At 71.0% G+C, this 16,553-nt stretch carries 16 protein-coding genes; 7 read left to right on the top strand and 9 right to left on the bottom strand.

Annotated features, from left to right (window positions below; translation table 11 throughout):
* Positions 1-108 precede the first annotated feature (108 nt).
* Together HNR02_RS03520 and HNR02_RS03525 are read left to right on the top strand one after the other, a co-directional pair.
* The gene (locus HNR02_RS03520; RefSeq protein WP_179771780.1) at positions 109-852 is read left to right on the top strand and encodes a FadR/GntR family transcriptional regulator; all 744 of its coding nucleotides are present in this window, start codon (positions 109-111) and stop codon (positions 850-852) included.
* A 31-nt stretch (positions 853-883) separates the two neighbouring features.
* Positions 884-1,612, top strand: coding sequence for a PDC sensor domain-containing protein (locus HNR02_RS03525; RefSeq protein ID WP_179771781.1), 729 nt, complete (start codon positions 884-886; stop codon positions 1,610-1,612).
* Here the strand turns inward: HNR02_RS03525 and HNR02_RS03530 are convergent.
* Genes HNR02_RS03530 through HNR02_RS03540 form a run of 3 tightly spaced genes read right to left on the bottom strand, consistent with a single transcriptional unit; the run spans position 1,599 to position 4,131 of the window.
* A complete protein-coding gene (locus tag HNR02_RS03530; protein ID WP_179771782.1) occupies positions 1,599-2,372 on the bottom strand; it encodes a helical backbone metal receptor in 774 nt (257 codons plus the stop codon). The two genes, HNR02_RS03525 and HNR02_RS03530, sit on opposite strands and share 14 nt — an antisense overlap.
* Complete coding sequence (locus HNR02_RS03535; protein WP_179771783.1) at positions 2,369-2,743, bottom strand: DUF4326 domain-containing protein; 375 nt, start codon at positions 2,741-2,743, stop codon at positions 2,369-2,371. Before HNR02_RS03535 ends, HNR02_RS03530 begins: the two co-directional genes overlap by 4 nt.
* Positions 2,740-4,131: an RNB domain-containing ribonuclease gene (locus HNR02_RS03540; RefSeq protein ID WP_179771784.1), complete on the bottom strand. Its 1,392-nt coding sequence runs from the start codon at positions 4,129-4,131 to the stop codon at positions 2,740-2,742. Before HNR02_RS03540 ends, HNR02_RS03535 begins: the two co-directional genes overlap by 4 nt.
* Positions 4,132-4,325: 194 nt before the next feature.
* Between HNR02_RS03540 and HNR02_RS03545 the strand changes: the two genes are divergently transcribed.
* Positions 4,326-5,288, top strand: coding sequence for an ATP-binding protein (locus tag HNR02_RS03545; RefSeq protein WP_179771785.1), 963 nt, complete (start codon positions 4,326-4,328; stop codon positions 5,286-5,288).
* A 20-nt stretch (positions 5,289-5,308) separates the two neighbouring features.
* Positions 5,309-5,701, top strand: coding sequence for an SCO5389 family protein (locus tag HNR02_RS03550; RefSeq protein WP_179771786.1), 393 nt, complete (start codon positions 5,309-5,311; stop codon positions 5,699-5,701).
* Positions 5,702-5,753: 52 nt separating this feature from the next.
* Here HNR02_RS03550 and HNR02_RS03555 read toward each other — a convergent pair whose 3' ends face one another.
* Complete coding sequence (locus HNR02_RS03555; protein ID WP_179771787.1) at positions 5,754-5,951, bottom strand: hypothetical protein; 198 nt, start codon at positions 5,949-5,951, stop codon at positions 5,754-5,756.
* Between the two features lie 166 nt (positions 5,952-6,117).
* Positions 6,118-9,156: an ATP-binding protein gene (locus HNR02_RS03560; RefSeq protein ID WP_179771788.1), complete on the bottom strand. Its 3,039-nt coding sequence runs from the start codon at positions 9,154-9,156 to the stop codon at positions 6,118-6,120.
* A gap of 207 nt (positions 9,157-9,363) precedes the next feature.
* Here HNR02_RS03560 and HNR02_RS03565 point away from each other — a divergent pair, with 207 nt between their 5' ends.
* The 3 genes from HNR02_RS03565 to HNR02_RS03575 are packed head-to-tail and all read left to right on the top strand — an operon-like array spanning position 9,364 to position 11,787.
* Positions 9,364-10,575, top strand: coding sequence for a hypothetical protein (locus tag HNR02_RS03565; RefSeq protein ID WP_179771789.1), 1,212 nt, complete (start codon positions 9,364-9,366; stop codon positions 10,573-10,575).
* Positions 10,568-10,867: a hypothetical protein gene (locus HNR02_RS03570; RefSeq protein WP_179771790.1), complete on the top strand. Its 300-nt coding sequence runs from the start codon at positions 10,568-10,570 to the stop codon at positions 10,865-10,867. Before HNR02_RS03565 ends, HNR02_RS03570 begins: the two co-directional genes overlap by 8 nt.
* Positions 10,864-11,787, top strand: coding sequence for a carbohydrate kinase family protein (locus tag HNR02_RS03575; protein WP_179771791.1), 924 nt, complete (start codon positions 10,864-10,866; stop codon positions 11,785-11,787). Before HNR02_RS03570 ends, HNR02_RS03575 begins: the two co-directional genes overlap by 4 nt.
* Here HNR02_RS03575 and HNR02_RS36415 read toward each other — a convergent pair.
* From HNR02_RS36415 to HNR02_RS03595, 4 genes are all read right to left on the bottom strand, one after another.
* Positions 11,771-13,816: a tetratricopeptide repeat protein gene (locus HNR02_RS36415; RefSeq protein WP_179771792.1), complete on the bottom strand. Its 2,046-nt coding sequence runs from the start codon at positions 13,814-13,816 to the stop codon at positions 11,771-11,773. The genes HNR02_RS03575 and HNR02_RS36415 overlap by 17 nt on opposite strands.
* A gap of 93 nt (positions 13,817-13,909) precedes the next feature.
* A complete protein-coding gene (locus HNR02_RS03585; RefSeq protein ID WP_179771793.1) occupies positions 13,910-14,941 on the bottom strand; it encodes a hypothetical protein in 1,032 nt (343 codons plus the stop codon).
* Between the two features lie 13 nt (positions 14,942-14,954).
* A complete protein-coding gene (locus HNR02_RS03590) occupies positions 14,955-15,953 on the bottom strand; it encodes a C40 family peptidase (RefSeq protein WP_179771794.1) in 999 nt (332 codons plus the stop codon).
* Positions 15,954-15,956: 3 nt separating this feature from the next.
* Positions 15,957-16,553: a hypothetical protein gene (locus HNR02_RS03595; protein WP_179771795.1), complete on the bottom strand. Its 597-nt coding sequence runs from the start codon at positions 16,551-16,553 to the stop codon at positions 15,957-15,959.

A 16,553-nucleotide genomic window follows, 5' to 3' on the forward strand; every position in this document is an offset into this window, starting at 1 on the left:
ACGGTGCGGGTCGGTACCCCGATGGCCGGAAAACATATAAGACCATATTTCATAGGACAAGGTGTTGAGGCAGGATTGATCGCGGCAGCACCCGAAAGAAGGAGCCCGATGCGCAGGCCGCTGACGTCCCCCAGCGCGCGATCAGTGCTGTTCGCGCCCCTGGACCAGACCGGGCGGGCCGAACTCGTCGCCCGGCGGCTGGTGGACGCGATCACTCTGGGTGTCCTCGCCGACCGGGAGCAGCTGCCGAGCGAAGCCGAGCTGGCCGAGCAGTTCGGGGTGTCGACCGTGACCGTGCGGGAGGCGCTGGTGGCCCTGCGGCAACAGGGCCTGGTGCGGACGAAGAGAGGCCGCGGCGGTGGCAGTTTCGTCTGCGCGCCGCCGGAGGAGAACGACGACACCTGGCGGACGCGGTTGCGCGAGGTCTCGCTCAGTGAACTCCGCGACATCGGCGACCACTACGTCGCGGTCGCCGGTGCCGCGGCCAGACTGGCCGCCGAACGCAGCTCGACCGAGGACCTCGCCCGGCTCCAGCTCGCCGCCGAAGACCTCGACGGCGCGGCAGGCACCGCCGCGACCCGCGCGGAGCGGCAGTTCCACCTGGAGGTCGCCGCGGCGTCCCAGTCGCCGCGGCTGACGCACCAGGAGATCCGGTTGCAGAGCGAACAGGGCGCGCTCCTGTGGCTCCCGCTCGGACACCACGATCCGGTGATGGCGTGCAGCGAGCACCGCGCGATCTCCGCGGCCATCGCCCAGGCCGACGGCGAACTCGCGCGGAAGTTGACCGAGCGGCACATCCTCGACACCATCGACCGATTGGGTGAGGTGCATCTTGACCTACTCGGGTCCTAAGCTTCGACACCTCGACTACACGAGGGGCGGCATGGTCAACAACGCGGCCGGTGCGGACATCGTCGAGGAAGTGTCCGGAATCGTCGAAGGCGTTTTCGGACGGTTGACACCGCTCGCCGCCGCGGCGAGCGCGATCCTCGGCAGATCCGGCCCGGTTCGCGCCGCCGAACTGGACGCGCTGCGGCCCGACGTGCGCGCCGCGCTCGGCGGACGGGTGGTCGGCGCCGGGTTCATCGCCGCCCCTGGCACGCTCGCCGACCAGCGGTTCGGCTTCGAATGGTGGACCTGCACGCCCGGTGGGCCGCCCGCCCAGCTGTTCATCAGCCTCGACCCGGCCAGCGACCACTTCCTCGACTACACGCGGCAGTCCTGGTTCACCGTGCCGCGTGATTCGGGCCGTCGCCACATCACCGGTCCGTATGTCGACTACCTGTGCACCGACGAGTACACGCTGACCTTCACGGTCCCGGTGCTGCGCGGCGGCGGGTTCGCCGGTGTCGTCGGCGCGGACGTGTTCGTGGACGAGATCGAGCGGCTGCTGCTGCCGAAACTGCGCCGGGTCGACGGGCGCGCGGCCGTGATCAACGCGCAGGGACGGGTGATCGCGGCGAACACCGCGCGTCAGGCGACCGGTTCACTGGTGCGCGATCCGGACATCGCGTCGTGGTGGAACGCCGGGGCACAGCCGGTCCACGACGGCGCGACCGAACTGCGCCGCTGCGGTGACGCGCCGATCGCGCTGCTCGTCACCGCTCGTTGAAGGCGCGCGTCAGCTCGCGGTGCGCGTCCACGAGGGACGGTCCGTACCAGGTCAGGTACCGGCCGGAGATCAGCACGTACGGCACGTCCGGGAACGACTCGGGACCGTCGATCCCGGTGAACAGATACGGCTCGTCGGGCAGCACCAGCAGGTCGGCCTCGCCGTCGGTGAACCGTGCGCGCAGCTCGTCGATCTTCGGCCGCGGGTACCGGTCCTCGTGTCCGGAGTAGACGTTCGCGACGCCGAGCCGGTGCAGGACGTCGCCGCCGAAGGTCTCGCACCCCAGGACGATCCACGGCCTGCGCCACACCGGGACGACCGCGCGAACCCGTTGCGGTGCCGTGTCCCGCCACAACTCCTCTGCCGTGACCAGCCAGTCCGGTTCGGACACTTCCAGTGCCTGGGTCAGCACGCGGCGCAGTGAGGCCAGCGCGTGCGGAACCGTCGCCGGCGCCTCCATCACCCACACCGGCGTTCCGTTGGCGCGCAGGCGTTCCACGTCCTCCGGCCGGTTCTCCTCGGAGTTGGCGAGCACCAGATCCGGTCGCAGCGCGAGCACGTCGTCGACCTTCGGGTACTTCGACCCGCCCACGCGCGGCACTTCGAGCCCGTCCGGGTGCGTGCAGTAGTCGGTGGCGCCCGCGATCAGGCCCGGCGCGCTGACCTCGACCGCTTCGGTCAGCGCCGGGACCAGGGAGACCACGCGCCCGGGCGCTCCGCGCAGCGGGACGTCTTCACCGAGGTCGTCGAACAGTGTCATCGTCCCTCTTCGAGGTGTTCCAGCAGGACGTGGCCGTGGCAGGGTTGCGGCGCGCACCAGCAGCCGAGCGCGCGGCCGTCCAGTTCACCGATCCTCTTCAGCAGGTCCGGCCGCCCGTCCAGGTACTCGCGGTAGTGCCGCACCATCGCCTCGCGGTCCTGCTTCGCCTCCTTGACGAACGGGTTGGCGAACGGCGATTCGGGCCACGAGTGCCGGTTGCCCTTGTGCCCGATGTAGGTGATCAGGTCGTGCTCCACGAGCCACGGCACGAGGTGCTTGTGCGGTCCGGACTTGCGGACGTTGACCAGCACCGCGTGGCCGTCCCGCACGCGGTCGGCCAGCTCGCGCTCTTCGTCGGTCCAGTCGGTCATGCCCGTTCGAACGACACCTTTCGCTTGTCGACGTCCACCGCGGTCAGCCGGACCGCGATGCGCCTGCCCTCCGGCAGGTTCTCCCCCGCGCACTTCGCCATCACCGGCGGATCGGCCAGCATGATTTCCGCCCGGTTCTCCTCCGCACGCAACACCACGGCCTCGAACGTCTCGCCGGTGCGGCCCGCGAGCGTCCACGCCTCAACCTGGTCCAGACAGGCCTTCTCGACCCGCGCGGCGAGCAGGTCGGAGGCGCTCATCTGACCGGGCAGCCCGGCCAGCGCGTCACGCGCCCAGGCAGGCACCGGCTCGCCCGCGCTGACGGCGACGCAGATCTCCGCGGCGAACCGGTCCGCCAGACGGCGGATGGGCGCGGTGACGTGCGCGTACGGCGCGCCGATACCCGCGTGCGTGACCGTCTCCGGGAGTTCGCCGTCGAAGCTGGTGTACCCGGCGCCACGCAGCAGACGGGTCGTGTCGGTGTAGAAGGCCATCGACTCGGGCTGGCGCGGATCGAGTCCGGCCAGCAGCTCCGCGACGCTGGTGCCCGACGCCCAGTCGATACCCAGCGCGCGCCCGGCGCCACGCAACCAGTCGAGGGTTTCGGCGTCCGGTTCGGGCAGGGTGCGCAGCAGGCCGATCTTCGCGTCGATCATCATCCGCGCCCCGGCCATGCCGGTGAGCAGGGAGATCTCCGCGTTCCACGCTTCCAGCCGGGTGCGCGGGCGCATGCCGAGCACCCAGTCGCCGCCGTTCGCGCCGATCATCCGGTCCGGCAGCTGCGGTTCCACGGCGCCCCGCCGCACGGCCAGCTCGCGACGGAGCGTGCCCACTTCGGGCAGGGCGGCGATCGACGGATGCAGCGCGACCGGGTCGGAGCTGGCGTAGTCGAGTTGTTCGGTCGAGCGGACCAGCGCGCGACGCACCTCCGCGTCGAGGAGTTCACCGTCGCGGTCGAGGTGCAGCGTCCACAGCACCGCGGGCCGGATCTCGCCGGGCAGCAGGCTGGCGGCGCCCTCGGACAGCACCGGCGGGTGCAGCGGGACCGTGCCGTCGGGCAGGTACAGCGTCTGGCCGCGGCGGCGCGATTCGCGGTCGATCGGTCCGCCGGGAGCCACGAAAGCGGCCAGGTCCGCGATCGCGTACCGCACCCGGAACCCGCCCGCGCTTCGCTCGATCAGGACCGCCTGGTCCAGGTCCTTCGCGCCCGCCGGATCCAGCGTGACCAGTGGCAGGTCCGTCTCGTCGGCGCGGTCGGCGGCCAGCACGGACGGATCCATCACGACGGTCTCGGCCTCGGCCAGCACGGACGGGTGGAAGTCCTCCGGCAGCTCGAACTCGGCGCGCAGCCGGGCGAAGCCGCCGTCCGCCGAATTCGTGCTGGTCACCCCGTGGGACACACCTAGACCCTAACGCGGTACGGGCTCCCCCGTCGCCTGATCGGCGTTCGGCCCACCCGCCAGCCCGCCACCACCCTCAACGGAAGCCCCTTCGGGGCTCAGTTAGACCAGGCGGGTGTATCTTGCCCACACCTCATCGAAAAAGGATATCGTTTTCAACTGGACTGAAGGGTGCGCATACTGTGAAGGTCGCCTTCGTGGGCAAGGGCGGAAGCGGGAAGACGACGCTGACCTCGCTGTTCGCCGCATATCTCACGGGTACCGGTCACCCGGTGCTGGCCATCGACGCCGACATCAACCAGCACCTCGCCGTGGCGCTCGGCGCCTCCGCCGGAGAGGCGTCGGCGCTGCCGACGCTCGGCGAGCACCTCCCTCTGATCAAGGACTGGCTGCGCGGCGACAACCCGCGGATCACCAGCGCCGAGGCGATGATCAAGACGACCCCGCCCGGCCGTGGTTCGCGGCTGGTGCGGCCGTTCGAGGACAACCCGGTCATGGACGCGTGCTTCCGCGACGTCGCCGGCGTCCGGCTGGGTGTCACCGGCCAGTTCACCGAGGACGACCTTGGTGTGTCCTGCTACCACTCCAAGGTCGGAGCGGCGGAGCTGCTGCTCAACCATCTGGTCGACGACGCGGGCGAGTACGTGGTGATGGACATGACCGCGGGCGCGGACGCGTTCGCCTCGGGCCTGTTCACCCGCTTCGACGTGACGTTCCTGGTGTGCGAGCCGACGCTGCGCAGCGTCGGCGTGTACCGGCAGTACGCCGAGTACGCCCGCGACTTCGGGGTGCGGCTCGCGGTCGTGGGCAACAAGGTCACCGACGACGAGGACGTCGAGTTCCTGCGTGAGCAGCTCGGTTCCGATCTGGTGTGCTGGCTGCGGACTTCGGGCCACGTGCGCGCCGCCGAACGCGGCCGGGCCCGCCCCATCGACGCGCTGGAGCCGCACAACCTGGAGGCTCTGGCCACCATCCGGTCCACTGTGGACTCCGCGTCGCGGGACTGGGCGAAGTTCCACCGCCAGGCGGTCGAGTTCCACCTGCGCAACGCCCGGTCGTGGGGCAACGAGCGCACCGGAGAGGACCTCGCCGGCCAGGTGGACCCCGAGTTCGTGCCCGGCCCGCCCGCGCTGGCCGGCGCGTAAGGAAAATCGAAAGGAGCACGATGTCCCTCGATGTACCCGCAGACCTGCTCGCCCGCGCCGAAGCCGGTGACGTGACCGACGCCGAGTTCGTCGCCTGCGTACGCGACTCGCTGCCCTACGCGTGGCAGGTGATCAGCACGGTGGCCGCGGACCTCGACGGCGGCACCGCCGACTTCGCCGACCACGCCACCCCGCCGCCCAGCGAGAAGGAACGCGGCCAGCTCCTGCGGGCCCTGGCCTCCGACGCGATCCGCGGCGGACTGGAGCGGCACTTCGGCATGAAGTTCGCCTTCCAGAACTGCCACCGGGTCGGAGCCTTCCGCCCGGCCGCCGTGGACAGCGACGCCTACCGGGAGTTCATCTCACCGGCCGGCCAGCTGCGCAACCAGAGCCCCGCGCTACGGGACTGCTGAACCTTCGTTTTCCGGGCCCCGGACGGGATTTCTCGTCCGGGGCCTTCTCACGTCAGCGCCACTTGGCGTCTTCTTCGTCGGCCTTCCGGGTCCGCTCCTTGGCGATCTCCAGCGCCCTGCGCGCGGTGGCCTCGTCCGGATAGGGGCCGAGAAGGTCGATGGAGCGCGACCGTTCGAGGTGCTCGACTTCGCCGGTCCGCGTGTTGTAGTACCAGCCCTGGTCCGGGTTGGGGTCTTTGCTCTTCGCCATGCTCCGAGCTTCGCATCCGGTGCGCGTCGCTGTCACTCGCTCGACACCGGGCAGGCGACCTTCACCGAACGTGGGCCTATTCGGAGTAGCGGAACCCCCCTTTTTACCCACGAACGAGCGACCGCGATCGGGTGGCCACTGGAACGGCAAGCCGCGTCCCAGTGCTTCACTGTGCGCCATGTCGATGTTGATCACAACTGCCGCGGCCATCGGCCGCGGCCTGACCAGGCTCGGCCGGTCGAAGCGCCTCGCGATGGCGGCCCTCGCGATCCCGGCCTGCTGGCAGATCACGCAGATCCTCGCCTGAACCATTCCCGGCGTGGCGCTGTCCGGGCACCGTCCGGACAGCGCCTGTCTCCACGATCCGGGCCCGCACCCGCGCGACCCGGCTGTCGGTCAGCTCTTCGAACAAGCCGGCCGCGATCCTCCAGTGTCCGACCGCTTGGCCGCGATCGTCCAGCGCCTCCGCGCACACACCCATCCACTCGAACGCCGAGGCCCGCGCTCGCAGGTCACCGCAGCTCTCCGCGAGCCCGGCCGCCTCCTTCGCGCAGCTCATGCTCTCCTCATGCTCGGCGAGGCCGTGCAGGCCCTGCGCCAGGACGAGCAGATCGCCGCACACCGCCCGCTCGTGCCGTGCCTCCCGGTGCAGGCGAAGGGCCTCCCGGCCGTACTCCACCGCCACCCCCGGCTCACCGTTGCCCTGGTGGAACTGCGCCAGTTTGACGAGCACGTCCGCGTTGCGCTCGATGGCCAGCGCGTGCCGGTAACAGAGGGACGCGGCCGCCGTCTGTCCCCTCTTCCACTCGACATCCCCCAGGTGCAGGTAGGCCCGCCACTGACCGGCGGGGTGATCGAGACCGGTGAAGAGCGCGAGCCCCTCGGTGAACAACCGGCCCGCCCTGGCGAAATCCCCGCGAGCGAACGCGGCGGTCCCGCAGTTGTGCAACGAGGTGGCCTCCCCGAGTTCGTTGCCCAGTTCACGGCTCAGCCGCAGGGCACGCTTGAACGCGATCTCCGCCTGCTCGAAGTCGTCCACGCCGAGGAGAGCCGACCCCAGGTTGTTCGTGAGCATCGCCTCGCCCAGCCTCGACGCCGACACCTGGGCCGAACGCACAGCCACCTCGTGGATTTCGACCACCTCCCGCGGGTCACCGTTGCGTTTGAGGATCTCGCCGAACCGCCCGACAATGCGCCACACCTGCTCGTGCAGTCCCGCCTCGGCGGCCGCACGGCTCACCGCCAGCACCTGCGACCGCTGCTCCGCGCACCACGCCATGGCGTGCTCCCGGTCCGCGAGCTCGAGCGGCTCGACCTGAGCCGCAATGGCCAGGGCGGGCACTTCGGTGAGCGACGGCGCGATCGCCCGTACCGCGTTGTCCACGGTGCCCCGGTAGAACTCGACCATCCTCAGGACCGCGTCACGCCGTTCCTCCGCACCGAGGTAGCGGCGGGCACTGTCCGCCGCGTAGGCGTGGACGAGATCGTGCAGACGGTAACCGTCCACGGTCTTCTGATCCACCAGCCGGGCACCGAGCAGGACCGCGAAGGCGTCTTCGACGTCCGGCAACGGCAAACCGGTCATCGCCGCCGCGACCGGACTGGTGACGGAAGCACTGGGGTGCAGGCCCAGCCGGCGGAGCAACCGCTGGGCCTCCGGCCGCAGAACCGCGAACGACGACGTGAACACCGCCCGCAACGTCCGGTACTCGCTGTCACCCGGGCTGCTCAGATCCAGAAGGCGCTGCCGGGAACTGAGCTGGCCCACCAGATCGGCGATCGGCACGTCCGAGCGCGCGGCCACGTACTCGGCAGCGATCCGCAACCCGAGCGGCAAACCGCCGCAGAGGCGCCCGAGTTCACGCAGCGCGCCGGCCTCACGCCGGGCCCGGCCGTCGTGAATCCTGCGGTGGAGCATGTTCACGGCCTCCTCCGCGGACATGCTCGGCACCGTGAGATGGCGGCAGTCGGTGAGCCCGAGCCGGTTCCGGCTCGTCACCAGCACCGAACAGGGCGCGGTGGCGTCGAGCAGCGGACGCGCGTGCGCGGCGTCGCGGACGTTGTCGAGGACGACGAGCACCCGTCGTCCACGGAGCTTGTGCCGCAGCAGGGCCACCCGGTCGTCCGCATCCGGCGGCAGACCGTCCGGCGGCACCCCCAGCACCGTGAGGAACCGGGCCAGCACCACCGAGGGCGCCACCGGTCTCCCCGGTCCGAAACCCTCCAGGTCGGCGTAGAGCTGACCGTGCACGAAATGCTCGCTCCGCGTCCTGGCCCAGTGCCTGGCGATCGCCGTCTTTCCCGCTCCGGGCAGTCCGTCCAGCGCCGCGACGCCCGGTACGTCGTCGTCGACCAGCCAGCCGTCCAGCGTCGTGAGCACGCCGGTTCGTCCCACGAAATCGGGTACGTCGCGAGGCAGCATGCAGGGCGGCTCGGGAAGACCGTAGGCCGCGGCGGGTGGTTGCTCCTCGACGAGCCGCCGGGCGAGCGCGAGGAAACCGTCACTGGGGTCGGCGCCGAAGTGCTGGCGGAAGTCGCCGACGAAACGGTCGCGAAAGTCCGCGACCGCGCCCGCGTCCTCGACCACGGCCAGCGCACGGAGGTACACCGCCGCCAGGGACTCGCTGCGCTCCAGCAGGTCGGCACTCCGCCGCAGTTCGGAGACGACGAGATCGTGGTGTTCCAGCGCCAGATGGGTCTCGTAGTAGGCGCGGCACACGGGTACCAGCTCACGTTCGACCAAGCGGTCGCTGGTGCGCCGGGCCCAGGACAAGGGCACGTTCTCGAACGCCACCGGTTCCGGCCAGAGTTCCAGCGCCTTTCGCAGTAACGACAACGCGGCGTGGCGATCGCGTTTCTCCAGCGCTTCGGACCCCTGCCGGGACAGATCTCGGAAGACGTGGAAATCCACGAGCGCGGGGTCGACCCGGAGACGGAAATGATCACCTTCACGCGGTAGTTCGGGGTGGCTGGGGGTGTGCTTGAGAACGCCACGGACCTTGGTGACGGTGCGGCGGAGTTCCGCGAGGTTCTCGCTCCCGTCTTCGTCCCGCCACAGCCAGTTCAGCAGCTTTTCCTCGTGCATGCGCTGATTCGCGTGCAACAGCATGATCGCCAGCAGGCCACGGCGCTTGACGGAGCGCAGCTCACCGAGAGCCTCCGGCGGCGCCGACACGCGCACCGGTCCCAGAATTCGGAATTCCATTGGTATTCGCCCCCGCAAACCATCCGGATGCGGCCCCACACTCGGAAAAAGTGTCACTCCGGCGCTGATCTCCCGCCCGGCTTACCCGCTTCCGATACCCCATCGTTATCCGGCCGGCTTCCGGGCAATGCACTTCTCGTCCGTTGCAACTGTTTTGGTCGCCCCGCTCCCGAAGCTGAACCACATCGCCAGGAGAGGGGAGCGAACATGATCGACGGAAAGTGGTCGACGGTGCCGGTGGGACCGGACGCCGGCCGCTGGGTGACGAGGCCCGGATGCCGGACGGTTCTCGTCGTCGTGCACACGATCGTCACCGGACAGCGTCTCCTCGACGCGCTCGGGCTCATCGAGGAGGACGGTGCGATCCAGGCCGTCTTCACCCGTGCTCCGGATGTCTTCGGCGAAGGTGTCGGCGACTTCCTGCGCGGCGCCGGCGCACTGGAGATCCCCTGGGAGCAGGCGATCCGGGAACGGTTCGACCTCGCGATCGCGGCGGCCTACGGTGGCATCGACCAGGTACACGCACCGCTTGTCGTCCTGCCGCACGGAGCGGGCTACGCCAAGAAGACTCCACCCGCCCGGAACGGAACACCGGCACGGCGAAGTGTCTACGGCCTCGGGGCCGAGCACCTGGTGAAGGCCGGGCGCGTGGTTCCCGCGTCGATCGTGCTGTCCCACCAGGCACAACTCGCCGTGCTGCGCGAGCAGTGCCCGGAAGCGGCCGACATCGCGCTGGTCGCGGGCGATCCGTGCGCCGACCAGCTCGTCGCGAGCACCGGTCATCGCGAGGTCTACCGGCGCGCGCTGGGCGTCGGCTCCGGCAGGGAGCTGGTACTGGCCGCCTCGACCTGGGGGCGTCATTCGTTGTTCGGCCGGCACCGCGATCTGCTCGGTGACCTGATCCGGCAACTCGATCCACGTCGCTACCAGGTCGCGGCGATGCTGCACCCCGCGACGTGGGCGGCGCACGGCAGGCGCCAGCTCAAGGCGTGGCTCGCGGAGGAGCGGGGACACGGGCTCCTGCTCATCGAGCCGGAAACCGAGTGGAAGGCCGTCGTCGTCGCCGCCGATCACGTGATCGGCGATCACGGCTCGACGACGGTCTACGCCGCCGCGCTCGGCAAGCCGGTGCTGCACACCGATCTACCTCTGTCCGAACTGGACGATACCTCCGCACAGGCCCACGTCGGCAGGCACGCCCCTCGTCTGCTGCGCTTCCGGCCGATCGAACCGCAGCTGCACCGGACGCCCCCGGCGGGCTGGGGCGCCGAGGTCATGCGACGCCTGACTTCGCGGCCAGGCGAAGCACACCGGTTGATCCGGGAGGAGATGTACCGCCTGTTGCGGCTGCCCATGCCCGGAAAACACCGGGCCGTCCCCGCGGCGGCCCTGCTCGTGAACGGAGCACGTGATGTCTGAGGAACTACTGGCCCGGAGCAGTTTCGCGAACCGGCAGCACCTGCAGTGCGCCGACGTCATCCTCCTCGAAGCGGTCACCCTCGTACAGGCGTCGTGGCAGCTGTCGAGCACCTTCGCCCGCTACCCCGGCTGTCTGGTCGTCGCGGTTCGTCACGAGTGCGGGCAGTGGGCGCTCCTCGCCGTGCGCGAACACGGATTCCGGATGGTCCGGCCGGGCTTCGCCGAGCGCATCGGCTGGCCGGCACTGGAAGCACGCGCCAGGGACACCTATTCGAGGGCGGTGGCGTCATGATGCTCGTCGCGGGAGCGGTGACGGTGCGCATGGCCCGCCAGTTCGACTCCTTCCCGATCCCGCTGGTGTCCAGCACCACGCACCCCGGTGACATCAGCATCCGCCCGGCGGGGGTCGGGTGGACGGTCGCCCGCACACTCCAGCGACTCGGCGAGCACGTCACCCTCGCGACCTTCGTGGGCGACGATCTCCTGGGCCGGATGACCGAGAGCGAGCTGCGCCGCCACGGGCTGGCCGGACCGACGACGGTGACCTGTGCGAGCCAGCCCCGCTCACTGGTGCTCTACGACCGGCACGGCACCCGGTGCGGCGCGTCCGATCTGCGGGGCACTCCTCGTCTGGCCTATCCCGTGGACACCTTCGCCCGTGCGGTCGCCGAGGGGTGCACGGCGGCGGTCCTCACGAACATCGCCTACACCCGGCCGCTGATCCCGGTCGCGGTCGAGCGGCGCGTACCGATTATCACCGATCTGCATCTCGTCGACGATCCGGAGTCCCGCCACAACCACGACTGGATGTGCCACGCGCACGTCGTGGCCTGCTCGCACGAGCGACTGCCGATGTCGCCCGTGGACTGGGTGCGCGAGCTGTGGGACCGGTACGGCACCGAGGTGGTGCTCGTCGGGCGCGGACCGGATGGTGCCGTTCTCGGGATCAGGTCCCGCAGAAGCCTGTGGCACGTCGAAGCGGTCAGTCCACGCGGAGTCCGCTTCATGGCGGGCGCGGGTGACACGCTGCTGGCGGTGTTCACGCTGGGGTACTTCGCGCTCGGTGATCCCGGTTCGGCGCTCCGCCGGGCCGTGCTGGCCGCCGGCTGGAAGGTCGGCGGCTCGCCGGACGAGGAGCCTGGCATCGACGCGCACGCGCTGGACGAACTGCGCCTCTCCGCCGGGCTGCCGTCGATCACCAGGATCGGGTAGCCAGCAGCTTCCGCGCAAGGTCTTCGTGGCTCCGGGCCTGTTCCTCGTCACCGATCCGGCGTGCCAGCTGCGCGAGCAGCCGGTGCGCCCCGGCCCGTTCGTGACCGGACCCCAGCCGGGCGAACGTGGTCAGAGCCTGTTCGAGGAGTGGGCGCGCCTCGCTGATGCCCCCCTCGGCCAGATGCGCCTGCCCGAGAACGGCGACGGCACGGGCGACGTTGTACGGGTCGGGATCGTCGAGCGCGGACAGCAACTGACGCGCCCGGCGCGCCTGCTCGATCGCGGACCGGTGACGGTCGAGGCGCACGAGCGCTTCGCTCAGGTTGATCAGCACAAGGCCCTCGCTCCGGCGACGGCCCAGCGAGCGGAGGATCTCGGCGGTCTCCTGGAACGAGGTGACCGCATCCGCCAGATCGCCCCGCGCGAGCGCGACCAGGCCGAGGGTCTTGAGCGCGCCGGCTTCGCCCCGCCGGTCGCCGCGGATCCGGCTGCTGTCCAGAAGATCCACGGCGTGTTCCTGGGCTGCCGCCCAATCCCCGTGCGCGACGAGGGCTCGCGCCAGTCGTTTGCGCATCCGGTCGCGTGCCGTGGCGTCGCCGGTGGATTCGGCTGCCCGGAGGCCCAGTTCGCTGCTCGCGACGGCGTCTTCACGGTGTTTGTGGAGGATGAGCAGCGGCTGGAGTGCGTCGGCGAGTTCGTAGGCCAGTCGTGGCCAGGAACGGTGCAGCGCTTCCCTGGTCAGGGCGAGCAGCGTCGCCCGGTGCCCGGACAGCCAGTCCAGCGCCGGCGCGTGCGCCGAGAAGACCTGGGGCCAGGTGAAATCCGCCGGCTCCGGGACCGAGCAGATGATCCCGCGGGCGGGCATCACGACGCGGTTCGCGCGGTGCGCCGCGTGCAGGTACCACCGGGCCGCCCGCCGCACGATGTGCGCGCGTTCCTCCTCGCCGTCCTCGTCGAGCGTCCGGCCGCGCGCGTGCACCCGGACGAGTTCGTGCAGCCGGTAGCTGCCCTCGTCCAGTTCTTCGGCCAGACTGGCGTCCACCAGCGCGTCGAGGCCCGCCTGCGCGGCACTCACGTCCAGGGGGAGCATCGCGGCGGCCACCTCCGGCCCGAAACCGTCACCGGGATGCAGGCCCAGCGCCCGGTACAACCGCCGCAGATCAGCGGGCAGATCGTCGTATGCGGCGTCCAATGTGGAACGCACGGACAGGTCCCCCTCCGTGGAAAGGCCGTCGAGCCTGGCTCGTTCGTCGGACAGTTCGGCGACCAGCCTGGCGAGCGACCGGTGTGGCCGGGCGACGGCCCGCGCCGCCGCGACGCACAACGCGATCGGCAGACCGCCGCAGAACCGGACGAGATCGCTCGCCGCATCCGGCTCCGCCGCCACCCTCTCCCCACCGAGGCGCGCACGAAGGAGCGCCAGTGCCGGCTCCACCGGCAGCGGCTCGACCGTCACGATCTCCGCCCCGCCGGCGAGCAGACCGAGCAGCGCCCGGCGCGTCGTGACCACCGTGGTGCCGGAAACCGGTGTCAGTACCCTGGCCTGCGCGGCCGAGACGGCGTCGTCCAGCAGAACCGCCAGCGCCTTGCCGGTCGTCACCGAACGGTAGAGAGCGGTGCGTTCGGCCAGCCCGGACGGCACCTGCGCCGCCGGCACCCCGAGCGCGCGGAGGAACTGGCCGAGCACGTCCTCCGGCGCGACCGGTTCGCCGGAGGGCAGAGCCAGGTCGGCGTGCAGCTGACCGTCGGGGAAGCGTTCCCGGCCGCGGTCGAGCCAGTGCAGAGCCAGAGCCGTCTTGCCGACGCCGCCCGGCCCCTTGAGCACCGCGACACCGCCATCCCGCAGGACCTCGTCCATCCGGACCAGTTCCGCGTCCCGCCCGGCGAAGCCGGTGGGCGGCGTCGACAACTGCGCGGGCACGACGGTGAGCGGCACCGGCCCGGTGAGGTATACGTTCCCGTGCACCGAGCCTGCCTGCACGACCGGCCCTTCGACCAACCCGGACACGGCGTTGTCGGGATCACGCACCGTCAGCCCCCCGTCACGCTCGCCTCCACTCTAAATTAGCGGGACGGGCGTACGGCAGGTCCGGAAAGCGCAATCCGGCGCTCCGGGCCGCGGTCAGGGCCGGTAGCGGTAGGGCAGTTCGGTCGGCTGGCCGGTGGGTCCGAAGCCCTGCTCCGCGGGGTCCTCCTCGAACCAGTCGCGGTCCGACCGGGGGATGCCCTGCGGTGGCGTGGTCTCGGGGTCGCCGGTCCTGCCGAGCGGGATCCCGGCCGCCGGGGTGGGCTGGGGCTGCGGCGGGAGCGGCTCGGGGAACCGCGGCGGCGGCTCCGGTGCGTCCATCGTGCGCCAGGCCTGCGGGTTCCGGACCGGCTGGGCTGCCGCGGGCTGGGCCGACGACGGCTGAGCCGGTGCGGCCCGGGGCGGGGAGGGCGCGGCGGCGGGCTGGCCCGGGCCGGGCGGGCCGCCCGCGGGCGGCCCGGCGGCGGGCTGGCCGGACTGCGTGGGGGACTGTCCCGGCTCCGGCGGTGTCCTCGGTGCCGCCAGCTTCTTCGGCGGCTCGGGCAGGGGCGGCACCTCGGGCGACGGCGCGGTCGGGGTGGTCCGCCACACCGGCGCCGGCGGGAGGTTGATCGGTGCGGCGCGCGGGGCTTCCGGCTGCGGGGCGGGCGCGTCGGGCTGGCTGCGGGCCTGCCCGCGGTGCGGGATGGGATCGAGGCAGGGCACCAGTACCGTCGTGTTCTCCGGCTCCTCGACCTTCCGCCCGCTGCGCTCGCGGTAGATCATGTCGCCGTCGGCATCGATTTCGACCAGGTAGCCGACCTCGGCGAGCTGCTCCTCGTCCAGGTCGGTCAGCTTCTCGTGCCGCGAGGGCACCGTGCGGTAGACCGGCCAGTTCAGCGAACGGTGCGTCTGGTGGAACTGCGCCAGCAACCCGGCCAGTTGCTGCTGCCACGGCAGGGACATCGACTCGGCCAGCGAGCGCGGCAGCACGACGTAGCCCTCGTCCACACCGGGCAGTCCCTGCGCCAGGTAGTCACCCAGCGGCGTGCTGGACGCGGGCGGCCCCGGGCGCGGTGGGGGTGGCGGGGCGCCGAACAGGTCGCCCAGCTGCGCCGGCTTCTTCTTCTTACCGAACTTCTTCGCCACGGGGCATCACCTTCTACACGCCGGGCCGGACTGCCTGCGGCACGAGCTCGTCTTCGTCCCACGAAACCGACCGGGTGTGCACCGGCACGCCGGTCTGCTGGGCCTCCACCATCTTGCCGCCGCCAAGGTACATCGCGACGTGGTGGATGGTCGCCGGGTTGGAGGGGTCGTACGCCCAGAAGAGGAGGTCGCCGGGCTGCGCGTCCCGCACCGGGAGCATCGCGCCGTTCTTGTACTGGTCCCGCGACACCCGGGACAACGTGATGCCCGCGGCCTCGTACGCCCGCAGCATCAGACCCGAGCAGTCGTAGGAGTTCGGGCCGGTTGCGCCCCACACGTACGGCTTGCCCTGCTCCCCCAGCGCGAACTGGATCGCGGCGGCCGCGGCGTTGTTCGCGGGCAGCGCCAGGCCGGCGCTTTCCCCGCAGCCGACCATGTCCTCGACCTGGCCGAGGTTCTCCACCAGGTGCGCCGCCATCGGCTCCCACTTGTGGTAGCGCTCGGGGAAGGCGGACCGCTCGACGTCCTGCGCCGACGCGCCGGGGCGTTGCTTGTCCCAGTCCGGCACGGTGAGCAGGACGTCGTAGAACTTGTTGATCTGGTACGGGATGTCCTGCAGCTGCGCGACCGTGCCCCACCCCATCGACGGCCGCATCTGGAAGATGCCGAGCGAGTCTCGGTCACCGTGGTCGAGGTTGCGCATGTTGGATTCGGTCATCCCGGCCTGGATCGCGATCTGCCACGCCCGCGGCGCGAGGTCGCGCTGCTTGCCGATCTCGATGATCGCCTTGATGATGGCCTGCTGCCCGAGGTCGAGCCGGGCGGCCTGCGCGGCGCCCTGGTTCGAACCGGGCACGCTCGGCCCGATCGCGGCGTCGCAGCTGACGTTGGTGTAGGCGGCCTGCATCTGGGCCTGCTGCTGGTCGGTGACGACCTTCGTGACCACGCCGACGGTCGCGACCCCGGCGAACAGGACGGCGACCAGAACGCCGACGAGGACACCGATCCGCATCTGTCAGCTCGCCTGGTCGTAGCCGGTCACCAGCCAGCCGGACGATGTCCTGGCGACCGTGATGGACAGCTTCGGCCCGTCGGTGGGGACGAGCACCTCGAGCGAACTGGTGTAGGACTTGGTGACGGTGGGCTCGCCGGTCACCTTCGTGGCCGGGATGTTCGCCGGGTCCACAGTGGACATCTCCGGCAGGTACTCCTCCGTCGTGAGTGGACGGAGGCCGTCCAGCCACTGCGCGTTGGTCATCCCGTCGGGGTGGGTGGCCCACGCGGTGGCCCACTGCTTCGCGACCGTCAGCGCCGCCGGGTCCGGCGCGGCGGAGGTGGGTTGCACGAGCGGCGCGGTGAGCCGGGTCGACATCGGCGCCGAGGTGGTGCTGGTCGGGCTGGCGGCGCCGCTGCTGCCGGGGTCCTGGATCCGCACGGGTTCCGGGCCGGAGCGGTTGGGGTTGCCCAGCAGCTGCGGCACGACGACGCCGATCGCGACGATCAGCGCGATCACCGCGACGGCGGTGCCGACGAGGTGGGCGGGCGAGCGCAGGGGAAAACCCCAGATGCGGCGGTAGACGGCGGCGCGGCCACGGTTGGTCCGGATCGGCAT

This window comes from Amycolatopsis endophytica (assembly GCF_013410405.1).
Taxonomy (GTDB): domain Bacteria; phylum Actinomycetota; class Actinomycetes; order Mycobacteriales; family Pseudonocardiaceae; genus Amycolatopsis_E; species Amycolatopsis_E endophytica.